The sequence below is a fragment of the Niastella sp. genome, from assembly GCF_045805085.1.
GTDB lineage: Bacteria > Bacteroidota > Bacteroidia > Chitinophagales > Chitinophagaceae > Niastella.
On sequence record NZ_JBJMLX010000480.1, the window covers coordinates 1 to 10,905 of the forward strand.

The following is a 10,905-nucleotide window of genomic DNA, read 5'->3' on the forward strand; positions in this document are numbered from 1 at the left end:
GTGCCTGTCTTTTGCTTTATTTTCAAATTCGCTTATTATTTCAAGAATATCGTAGTCAACGAAATTACAGTCGCTGCCATCGATCGTTAATACACTGTTCTCCGGAACTTCATCCAACGCTCTTTTTAATTTTACCTTGTTCAGAAAAGTCACATTGCTGTTCAATTTGATCAGCTCGGTTTCTATCCCCTTTATAACCGTTCTGCTGATCCTGTATTCCGCCCTGAAGTTGTTTTGAACTATAAAATAAACAGACAGCAATAAACCTATACTTACCCCAATCAAAAGATCGGTTGCCAGGATCATTACGATGGTCAGTATAAATGGCAGAAACTGCTTCCACCCCAGGCTGAACATATTTTTATACAGTTTAGGCTGGGTAAGATTATAACCAGTAATAATCAAAATGGCGGAAAGGGATGCATACGGGATCCAATTCAAGACAAAAGGGATCAGTACAATAGCCAGTAACAACAGGATGCCGTGGGTAATGGCAGCCATTTTAGTTCTGGCGCCCGCATCTACATTAGCGGCGCCGCGTACAACCACTGCGGTTAAAGGAATGGCGCCCAGCAAGCCGCAAACCATATTGCCAATACCCTGTGCTATTAACTCCCTGTTTACCGGGGTGATCCGGTTATGCCTGTCCAGCTTATCTATTGCTTCAATACACAACAGGGTTTCCAACGTAGCCAGTAACCCGATAACCAGGCCGTCTTTCCAGATCTGCTTATCAGCAAAAAGCCGGCTGAATTCAGGAAAGGAAATATTTGAAAACGGGTGAGCAGGAATATTAACCAACTGGGTCGATCTAAGCGCGAATACACTGTTGGTGTTAACAAATAAAAGCGAGATCAGGATACCCATACTCACTACGAGTAATGGCGCAGGGACCCAATTGAGTTTTCTTGCAAAAGATTGTCGTAGCAATACCAGTAACAACAAGGAGAACAGGGCGACCAATAATGAAGCGGTACTAACATGATGGCGAAATGCTATTATATTCCCGGTTGAAAACAGATCCAGCAAACCGCTTGTCCAGAAGTTGGGTCTGTCATATCCCAATGCCAATGGAACCTGTTTTGCGATCAGCATGATACCAATGGCAGCTAACATTCCTTTGATCACAGCCGATGGAAAATAATTGGCTATACCACCCCACTTCAGTAATCCCAGCAGTACCTGGAAAGTTCCCGCAATAATAACTGCCAGCAGAAAGACCTGGTAGCTACCCAACGAAAGAATGGAAGACGCCACTAAGGTTGTTAATCCGGCTGCCGGGCCGGAAACAGCCAGTGAAGAGGCGCTAAAGGTTGCAACGATGAGGCCGCCGATCATTCCGGATAAAAGGCCTGCATACAGGGGCGCGCCTGATGCCAGGGCAATACCCAGGCAGAGCGGTAACGCTACTAAAAAAACAGACAGGCCCGCGGCAAAATCGTACCGCAGCCACATGATCCTGTAATATTTTATTGCTCGTTTCACCGGTTAATAGATCACAACTTTATCCAGAGCTTTAATAAATTGTCAAAATGTGTTTCTGCCAATTGGTAACAGGGTGGTATCTCATCGCCCCAGCTGCAATAAGTGGCGACCCTTGTGCCCACTGGCATTTTTTCCAATTGATTATACAGGTAAATGCTATAGTAGTTGTATAATTCATTTGAATACACAATCTCATTATCTATCTTTTCGGCGCCATTCAGGTTCTCAAAAAAAGAATTATAGAAATAAAAGTGATCAAACTCGTTCAGGTTAAGCTGGGTAAAATTTCCATGGATAAACCGGGCATTTGGAATTCCCAGTTTTTTTCTGGCAGTCTCCGCATGTGTTATCAATTTCTTTCGCTGTTCAACCCCGAAAAAAGCTACGGATGGTTTATAAAAAGCGCCGGCCAGACAGAATGTACCTACCCCGCTGCCGATATCCAACACTTTTATTGTATCATTTGGCGCCAGGTAAGGTATTACCTTTTGTATAATGTATAACGGCGACCAATGCATCCGGGCCAATGATCTTATTGATTCAGGATACAATTGGTGCAACCGGGCATCAGTGCTGAACCAGTCTTGCAGATGAAGCGGCTTTTTTACAGTTGGCTTCATAAAATGTTATGGAATTATGTTGTCTATTTGGGTTTCTGCCTGCCAGTTTTCATTATAGCGCACAAAAAACGACAACCATATTGCCCTGGACAATCGCATTAAAAATGGCTGTAGTACAACCAGGAGCGTTATATTTAATCCCAGCCACCAGAAAAACCTGTTATCATTCACCGACAAACCAACCAATACCCACCAGGCAACGAATGTAGTAACAGACAATGCCACTGTTAAGGCATAGCTAACATACCCTGTGCCATAATAAAACCCCAGTTCAATTTCCATACGCTGATCACAAACCGGGCAATTATCATACATTTTCATAAAATGTTTCAACCGGTAAGCATGCTTCTCCTGAAACATATCTCCTGATCTGCATCGGGCGCATTTATGATGAAAGAGACTCCATAAATAGCCTGGCTTTTGAACTTTTTGCGCTGCACCCATATTCAGTCGTTTTTGTTTATCTCGTTTATAATACTTTTATCCAGAATTTTAATAAGGTCTGCACCTGGGAATCTACTTCCTGATAACCCGGCGGTATTTTATTATCCAGGCAATGAAAGGTGGCCACCCTAGTTCCTATTGGCATTGCGTTCAATTTTTTATATAACTGTCTGTGATAATAATTGAACAGATAGGTTGAATAGGTTATGTTGTCATCTATCTTTTCCTTATCCATCAGATTTTCGTAGAACGAGTTAAAGAAATAAAAATGATCATATTGGCTGAAGTCCAGTTCGGTAATATTACCATGGATAAAATGAACATTTTGAAACCCAAGCATTTCCCTGGCATCCTCTGCATGCGCTACAAGATCTTTGCGTTGTTCAACCCCATAAAACGAAGCATGTGGTTTATAATAAGCGCCGGCCAGGCAAAATTTACCTACCCCACTGCCAATATCCAACACGTTTACACCGGGATGTGTTACAAGGAACTGAGCCACCAGCTGGGTAATTTGTAACGGTGTCCAATGCCTGTGCGCCAATAACTGAATGGAATCAGGGTATAATCTGTTTAGCTGGGCGTCTGTTCTAAACCATTTATCTATCGGGTTGGAGTAAGCTGATGTTGCCTGGTACATGTTGCAAAATTACCTCATTTGATAACCGGGAGCGGTAACCCTTATCACCATAAAAAGTGACATTTATCAATTTTGGGGGATGATGGGCTTGAAACCGGCTTATTTATAGTTTGCAATTTTTATAAGCTGGTTAACGTCAAGAACGATTATTTTCCGGCCCTTTGTTTGTACAATACCAGCCTCTTTAAATTCCGTCAGGATCCGTACCGCACTTTCGCGAACGGTTCCTACAATATTTGCCAGGTCATTCCGGCTGATATTTATTTCTACCGGCATGCCGGGTTGAAAATTCACCTTGTATTTTTCCCTAAGTACTATTAGTTGTAATGCCAGTCTTTCCCTTACCGATTTCTGGGCAAAAGCGGAGATACTATTAGCCAGTACAGCGAATTCATGGCTTAAGGTTTTTAGAAGACGCTTACTTAGTACTGAAGATTTCTGTAACGTGTTCAGGAAATCTTCCTTGGGAATAAATGCTATTCTGCTTTTTTCCAATGCGGCGGCCGAATCGGGATACCTGTCTTCAGAAAGAATAGCATGGTAACCCAGGATCTCGCCCTGGTTGGCTACATAAATAATTTGCTCCCTTCCGTCTTTGTCTACTTTATACTTCTTTACTTTCCCTTCTACAATATAAAATATACCGGAAGGATAAGCGGCCTCCCTGAAGATGATCTCCCCTTTTGAATAAAGTTGCTCGGTTTTATTGGCTGTCAGTAACTCAAAATCTTCAGCAGGCAAATCCATTAAAACAGATTCACTTTTAAAGTCCCACTTATCAATTGGAAATTTGCCGCGTATGCTCATGTATGCCTGCAATTTACTATATCTTCTCCGCAATAGTCAAAGACATGGAGAAATGCTTCTCAACTATACCCTGAAACTCTTCATTTATCAGCGTTTCCATTTCTCCATAAAAAGCCTGTTGAACAGGTTGAGAAGCAACCAGATGATTGGAGTAAGTATTCAGCAATTTCACAAATTGTTTGGCGTTATAGGTTATAACGACCGGAAAAGATTGAAAATATTTTAAGCTGAATAAGCTTTCATCAATCTCAGTTGGCTTCAGGTCTTTATCCCTGGGGAATTCCGGCCTTATATGTTTGTCGGTAAAATCGTATTTGTCATAAATAGGTTGAGAAGCATATAAAAAGGCATCTCCCTTTTCGTCAGAGGTATGATAGGTATGAATAATAGCCAAATGTCCGCCGTTCTTTAACAGGTTATGCGCTTTTCTAAATCTTACCGAAGGTTCGATCCAATGGAATGCAGTGGCCGCAAAAACCAGGTCGAATGATCTTTCCGGCAGGGGTATCTCTTCGAATGCACCTGTTATTATTTGTACGTTTTTATAATCCTGCAACTCATAGCGCGCTACTTCCGCCAGGTCTGCGCCCAGTTCGATGGCCGTGATCTCAAATCCTTTCTTTGCCAAAGGCCTGGTCGCCTGGCCGGTACCCGGGCCGATCTCCAATAACCTTGAACGGGGTTGCAGGTCGAGCAGTTCTATTAGCTTTTCAAATAATGCATCAGGATACCGGGGTCTTATTTCATTATACAGCCCGGCTACTTCATTAAATGTTCGCTTCAGGGAATTGTTATCACTCATCATTTCTTAAAAATAAGGATTTCATTACAACCCCTGCACAAACCCGGTTAAACTTTCGTCCTGCCCAAGGTTCAATTTCTTTTTCAGGCGATAACGGCTTACCCGCAGGCTATCCTGCGTCAGCCGTATAGCGGTTATGGCGTTAATGGCGATGTTCAGCACCAAACGATCGGCAAAAACACCTTTATCAGTAAAGATACTTACGGGGCGAATTATTTGTTAGGCGTAAAATTCAAAATGTAATACAATGAACATTAAAAATATAAAACAGCTAATTATACCAACGCTTGTAGTAGCATTATCCGCTTGTCATAAGGAGGAAACGATGGATATTTCACCGGCGAAATTTGCTGTTGGGCAACTCATTACCAGCGATACCCTAACCGGTACGGTGAAAGGAACTTTACAAAGTGGTAAAACGTATTATTTCAGGTCAGATATCCGCATCAACAAAGGAGATACCTTATTGATGCTGGAAGGATCCAAACTCATTGCCCTGGGCGATGGCAAAACCACGGCTACCAGTCCGCAGATAAGCTGCAGTGGTACCTTTATCAGTTTGGGATCTCCTAACAATCATAATTTCATTACGGTGCCTGATAACTGCGCACTTCCAGCTCTATTGGTAAAGAATGGTGGGGTGCCATCCCGGCCGGCCCGGGATGGCACGCTTATTCCAGCTTAAATACGGCGCTATACTTAAGACCAGCATTATGTTGCCACTTTGCCGGCACCTGTACTGTTACCAGGTTACTGGCATATGTCCATTTTAATTTCTGTTCAGGCGCTGCCAGCAGCGTAACACGTTTTGGCCTTCCTGGTTTATTCACAGGTATTTGAATTACGGCAGGCAATTCAACTGTTTCCTTTTCGGAAAGCCAGCAGGCATAGATCTTACTGCTATCCTTCGACTGCGTATAATATATATTGTTAGATGAATAAGGCTCTACGGGCCGGGAAGCATAGATCGCTTCGCCATTGAGGGCCATCCAGTCGCCTATGTCCTGCAATCGTTGATATACCACCGGGTCCCAATCGCCATTTCCGTCGGGACCAACATTCAACAAAAAGTTACCGCCTCTTGAAACGATCTTTACGAGCAATTCCAGTAAACGATGAGCGCTTTTATACTGATCATTCTTACTGAAGCTCCATGAATTGCCCATGGTCATACAGGTTTCCCAGGGATACGTCAATGGCTTTTCAGGTACTTCCTGCTCAGGCGTGGTATAGTTTTCAAACTCACCCGACACTGTACGGTCTACCATTATTAATCCCGGCTGATATTTATGGGCCATAGTCGCAATACGTCGCATATTTATATCCATATTAAACGGATCATTCTCTTTTTGCGAAGGACGTACCCAACCGCCATCGAGCCACAAGATATCTATCGGTCCATACCCTGTCATCAACTCTTCAATCTGGTTGTAGGTAAAGTCCTGGAATTTTTTCCAGCGATCGGGATATTTAGTAGTGCTGTAGTTTACATTATGATCTTTAGGCGGGAAATAGGGCCACCAGAAATTTTCGCTGTGCCAATCGGGTTTTGAAAAGTAAGCGCCGGTCATAAAGCCTGCTGCACGAAAAGCATCAAAGATGACTTTTGTTACATTACTATTTGGATTGTGGGAAAAGGGCGTTTGCGAACCGGTTATTTTATAATCAGTTTGTTTGGTATCAAACATACAAAACCCATCGTGGTGCTTAGTGGTAAAAACCACATATCGCATACCCGCTGCTTTGGCCGCCTTTACCCATTTCTCCGGATTGAATGCTACCGGGTTAAATGTTGTGGGTAGATTTTCATACGCCTTTTTATATTCAAAATAATTATTAGCATAGGGGCCGGTGCGTGTCACCCACTCATCGGGACAAATGCTCCAGCTTTCCACTACACCCCACTGACTGTAAGGGCCCCAATGCATAAACAGGCCAAATTTCAGATCATTCCATTGAGCCAGCTTTTTTATTACCAGCGGATCTTTAGGCGGCACGTATTGGGCGTGGAGTCTGGTACCCGTTAAAAAAAGAAATACTATTAATAATTGTTTCATAATTGAAGAGTTAAAACCTGTCAGGTGCACTTTGGTATCTTGCCCGGCCGAACTGTTTATGTGCAGCTGACAGGTTTACTACGTCTATAATAAAGTCAGTTCAATAACGGGAATTTCGATATTCGGTTGCTGCGGCAATTTTATTTGCAGATCATTTGAATTATCACCAACCGGCTCATATTTTATTTCTGAATTATCATGCAGGAACTGCGCATATTTTATCTTCCCTTTATACCCGGGCAATGTAAGCGTGGAGGGGTTATATTTATATTGCATCAGGTGCAGGTATATTTTTTTAGTAACCGGGTTGTAGGTCAGCAAGGTATTCTCAGGCGCTTTATATTCAGCCGGCGCCTGCGTACAACCATAAATGGCCTGCTGATTATATTTCATCCAAACCCCAATGCTATCCAGGGCGCGAACGGCGCGATAATCAAAATATCCCCTGGCAGTGGGCCCTACATTAAGGATCAGGTTGCCACTTTTGCTTACGGCTGTGATCAACAGGGTAAGCAGCTCGTGGTTCGATTTCCAACTGTTCTCATCCCGGAAATATCCCCACGATCCGGAGAAGGTCTGGCAGGTTTCAAACGGCAATCCGCCATATTCACTTTGCAATTCCGATGGTTTCACCTGTTCGGGGGTAGCAAAATCAGCGCCATCTGAATACTCATCGAGATCGAGCCGGTTATCGACAATAATACCGGGTTGCAGTTGCCGGATCATTTTCAACAATTCCACGGAACCCCAGTCGTTTTTTCCCTTACCATGCCCGTTTGAATTGGGATAGGAGAAATCGAGCCACAGGATATCTATCTTTCCATAATTGGTCAATAATTCCCTCACCTGGTTATGCAGGTAAGCTTTATATTTATTCCAGTCGCGGCCTTTATTTATTTTGGCATAATCTGAATCAGCTTCGCTTTTGGGTTGTAACGGGTGAACGCCATCAACTGTAAAATCAGGATGATGCCAGTCGATGAGAGAATAATAAAAACCTACCTTGATCCCTTCAGCCCTGAACGCATCTACAAACTCTCTTACCAGGTCGCGCTTTGCTTTGGTTTTGGTAGATTTATAATCTGTATATTTTGAATCGAACAAACAAAAGCCTTCATGATGCTTGGTGGTCAATACGGCATATTTCATCCCGGCTGCCTTTGCCTGTTTCGCCCACGTTTTGGGATCGAACATATCGGGATTGAACATATCGAAGTAAGGCTGGTATTGCTCGTTGTTCATCCGCTCCCAGCGCTTTACCCATTCGTGACGCGCAGCCTGCGCATACAGTCCCCAGTGAATAAACATTCCAAACCGGTCGTGCGTCCACCAGGCCATGCGTTCTACTTTTTGTTCGTGCGTCTCATTCCCGATCTTCTTTTGGGCACGGGCTGTTTGTAATAGCAATAATGAAAGAATAAAAACAGCGATCTTTTTAATCTTATACATGTATGGTCGTTTTATCGGATTATTTATTTTTCATCAGTTTTACGTTGCTTATCCTTATAGTTTGCTGTGCAGGTACTGCCATGCTGGCTACCACGCCCAGTGTTACAGTAGCAGCCGTTGGAAGTGTGAACGAAGCCGATACCAGTTTATTGGAATTATCGGTGAACCTGCCATACCCTAAAGCAGTTGTTATATCTGCCACATCTGGCAATGCGTTTCCTGATGCTATAGCAAGATAAGCAGCCTCCAGCGAGTTATCAATATTCGATACGGCAGCCTCCAGTACATATTCGCCGGCAGGCAGCGTTACGGTCTGGTAGATTTTTCCATTGGTAAGAACGCCGTTATCCCAGATCCATAAGGTCATACAGGCATTGTCGACGCCATTGATGGCATCCCAGGTATAGCGGTTACGGGCTTCATCGTTGTATTGCCAGTTTAACAACTGTCCAAATCGCCAGTTGCTGTTTTGGGCATTATCTAACAGGAAAGGCGACCCGGGATTGTTAATGTATAGAGCCGTTACATCAGCTTTTACCGGCAGGTTGGCAAAACCGGTGGTAAATGTATCTATGGCCAGGGAAGCCGGTTTATACAACGTACGGTACTGTGCCTGCGTACCAGGCAACAGATCGGGTAACCTGGTTACCTGGTCTTTATAAACAGCCTTTACCAGGGTGTCGTGCGTACCGTTATTTATATCGGTATACTTTAGTTGCATACCAATAACTCCGGTTGTTGAATCGGCATCGCTCCAGGTAATTTCAGCCGTATCGTTTATCAGTTCGGCATTCGCAACGCCCCTGTTCAATAAAGCGGCAGCATACATATCGCCATACACCGTACCCGAAACGGTTACTTTAATGGAACTGTTGCCTGCTTGATCGTAATTATAGATCTCGAAGTCGTAGTTGCCTTCGGTCAGGTTATTGATAATAACCCGCATGGTATCTATGGCCGATGTACGCTGAACAGGTATTTCAACGGAATCAGTATGATTCTTCCAGAATACTTTCGATCTTATTATGGTGGGGTCAGATAAGAGTAACCAATATAGCTGCACTCTTTTCTTTCCGGCATATACCCGCGCCGAATCGGCTTTGGCAGTGTATATGATCTCGCCCCCTTCTACAAACTTTTTAAATTCATCTGCTTTTTTGCAGGACAGTACCAGGCCTGTGGCAACAAATAACAGGCTGATAACGGTTCTTATTACATTCATACATTCGTTTTTATTCTTGCATGGTGAATGGTCAATGATATAGGGGATTACCTGCTATCGCCCCAGAACGACATTTCCGCAACGTTGGCAGCATAGCCGCCATCCGTCCAGGTGCGTAATATCTTCAACCGGATGTAACGCACTTTAGGCGCCGTGAGTGGTATATCCATTAACTCACCCGTTTCAGCAGCCGCCAGATCTGCAGCGTTCGTGGTGCCAACCGGTAACCCGGAAGGCTTTATAACCGTATGATGCGCGAGCAGCGTCCAGCTATTGTCCCAGGCTCCATTGGGATTGGGGTTATCAGCGCCGTATACTTCAAATTCCCGCAGGTTGTTCTGTGCATAGATCCAGCCGCCATCCTGGTTACGCTGCCATAAACCCACCCGGCTCAACTGGGCCAGCGTACCCATGTCGAATGTGATCCACATGGGCATACCATCCAGCTTATCGGCCGAGTGCCACATATTATACCCGGTGAAAATACCATCCCAGAGATCGGTCATGGATAAGCCCCAGCCATAACCTATATCGGTAGGCAGATCTACTTCCTTAAATTTTGTTTTATCCAACAGCTCTTCATACAGTGGTGTATATTCCCCCGTTAACGTATCGGAGATATTTCCCCACCTGTCCTTTACAAAAAATCCGAATTTTCTTTTTTCTGCTTTATATCCCCGCAATGAATAAACGCCGCTGTCGGCGTTGGTATAATGTGCATCGGTTTGGTCAAAAACGCCGGTTGAATCGGTAGTGAGCCCAACGATGGACACATCTGCGCTGCTTTTATTTTTAAACGACACATTTACCCCGCCAAAATCAGCCCGCACCTGCAGGCTGCGGTATACATCCAGGTAAGGCGGGGTATGCGGACTTACAGTAATAGTAACAGGGGCTGATTGTTTTTCGTCGCGGGTTACCACATATAGTTCTACCGGGTGAAGCAGGGTATCGGCAAACCCATCTACCACCAGCGAGTTGTTGTAATAGGAGGCGCGTACTTCACGTTTTTCGCCCGGTTTATTTTCGTACACCGCTTTTACATATAACAAACCGGGGCTTGCCGGCAGTGTATAGGTTAACTGCGCAGCGCCCGGTAAATTAGTAATGGATACGCTCTTCAACGGATCCGGCGTTGAACCATCACCTTCTCCCGATAACGGCTCATGGATCTCGGGCTTACAGCCATACAGTACAACCAGCAACATGCCTGTAATGATCAGCGTTCGTTTGTATAGTTTCATGTATTGTAAGAATGTAAAGTTTACCAACCATAATTTTGTACCAGTCGTTTATTTACCAGCAGGTCCCAGTAGTCTATCGGCCAAAAATAAAAGCGGGTTTTAAAATTTTTCTGATAAAGCAGGCGGGGGCGGTAA

12 protein-coding genes are annotated in these 10,905 nt (G+C 44.1%); 1 reads left to right on the forward strand and 11 read right to left on the reverse strand.

Annotation, left to right across the window (positions count from 1 at the left end; translation table 11 throughout):
- The 7 genes from ACJ751_RS25310 to ACJ751_RS25340 all read right to left on the reverse strand — a co-directional run.
- Positions 1-1,485, reverse strand: a 1,485-nt coding sequence (locus ACJ751_RS25310) for a SulP family inorganic anion transporter (RefSeq protein WP_407748321.1), incomplete at its 3' end; no start/stop codon positions are given.
- Between the two features lie 11 nt (positions 1,486-1,496).
- On the reverse strand, positions 1,497-2,105 hold the full coding sequence (locus ACJ751_RS25315; RefSeq protein ID WP_407748322.1) for a methyltransferase domain-containing protein: 609 nt from the start codon (positions 2,103-2,105) through the stop codon (positions 1,497-1,499).
- Positions 2,106-2,111: 6 nt separating this feature from the next.
- Positions 2,112-2,549, reverse strand: a complete 438-nt coding sequence (locus ACJ751_RS25320) for a DUF983 domain-containing protein (protein WP_407748323.1) — start codon at positions 2,547-2,549, stop codon at positions 2,112-2,114.
- Positions 2,550-2,574: 25 nt separating this feature from the next.
- Positions 2,575-3,189, reverse strand: coding sequence for a methyltransferase domain-containing protein (locus ACJ751_RS25325; protein ID WP_407748324.1), 615 nt, complete (start codon positions 3,187-3,189; stop codon positions 2,575-2,577).
- Positions 3,190-3,288: 99 nt separating this feature from the next.
- On the reverse strand, positions 3,289-3,996 hold the full coding sequence (locus ACJ751_RS25330) for a Crp/Fnr family transcriptional regulator (RefSeq protein ID WP_407748325.1): 708 nt from the start codon (positions 3,994-3,996) through the stop codon (positions 3,289-3,291).
- A gap of 16 nt (positions 3,997-4,012) precedes the next feature.
- The gene (locus tag ACJ751_RS25335) at positions 4,013-4,798 is read right to left on the reverse strand and encodes a class I SAM-dependent methyltransferase (RefSeq protein ID WP_407748326.1); all 786 of its coding nucleotides are present in this window, start codon (positions 4,796-4,798) and stop codon (positions 4,013-4,015) included.
- 24 nt (positions 4,799-4,822) lie between these two features.
- A complete protein-coding gene (locus tag ACJ751_RS25340; protein ID WP_407748327.1) occupies positions 4,823-4,963 on the reverse strand; it encodes a hypothetical protein in 141 nt (46 codons plus the stop codon).
- An 82-nt stretch (positions 4,964-5,045) separates the two neighbouring features.
- On the opposite strand from ACJ751_RS25340, the gene ACJ751_RS25345 reads away from it, so the two are divergent.
- Positions 5,046-5,483, forward strand: coding sequence for a hypothetical protein (locus tag ACJ751_RS25345; protein WP_407748328.1), 438 nt, complete (start codon positions 5,046-5,048; stop codon positions 5,481-5,483).
- On the opposite strand, the gene ACJ751_RS25350 is transcribed toward ACJ751_RS25345, so the two are convergent.
- The 4 genes from ACJ751_RS25350 to ACJ751_RS25365 all read right to left on the reverse strand — a co-directional run bounded on the left by ACJ751_RS25350 (position 5,470) and on the right by ACJ751_RS25365 (position 10,770).
- On the reverse strand, positions 5,470-6,855 hold the full coding sequence (locus ACJ751_RS25350) for an alpha-L-fucosidase (protein WP_407748329.1): 1,386 nt from the start codon (positions 6,853-6,855) through the stop codon (positions 5,470-5,472). The genes ACJ751_RS25345 and ACJ751_RS25350 overlap by 14 nt on opposite strands.
- A gap of 84 nt (positions 6,856-6,939) precedes the next feature.
- Positions 6,940-8,304 carry an alpha-L-fucosidase gene (locus ACJ751_RS25355; RefSeq protein ID WP_407748330.1) on the reverse strand — a complete coding sequence of 455 codons (1,365 nt, stop codon included), beginning with the start codon at positions 8,302-8,304 and terminating at the stop codon, positions 6,940-6,942.
- Positions 8,305-8,323: 19 nt separating this feature from the next.
- The gene (locus ACJ751_RS25360) at positions 8,324-9,526 is read right to left on the reverse strand and encodes a DUF4998 domain-containing protein (RefSeq protein WP_407748331.1); all 1,203 of its coding nucleotides are present in this window, start codon (positions 9,524-9,526) and stop codon (positions 8,324-8,326) included.
- Positions 9,527-9,573: 47 nt separating this feature from the next.
- Complete coding sequence (locus ACJ751_RS25365) at positions 9,574-10,770, reverse strand: DUF5000 domain-containing lipoprotein (protein ID WP_407748332.1); 1,197 nt, start codon at positions 10,768-10,770, stop codon at positions 9,574-9,576.
- Positions 10,771-10,905: the final 135 nt, after the last annotated feature.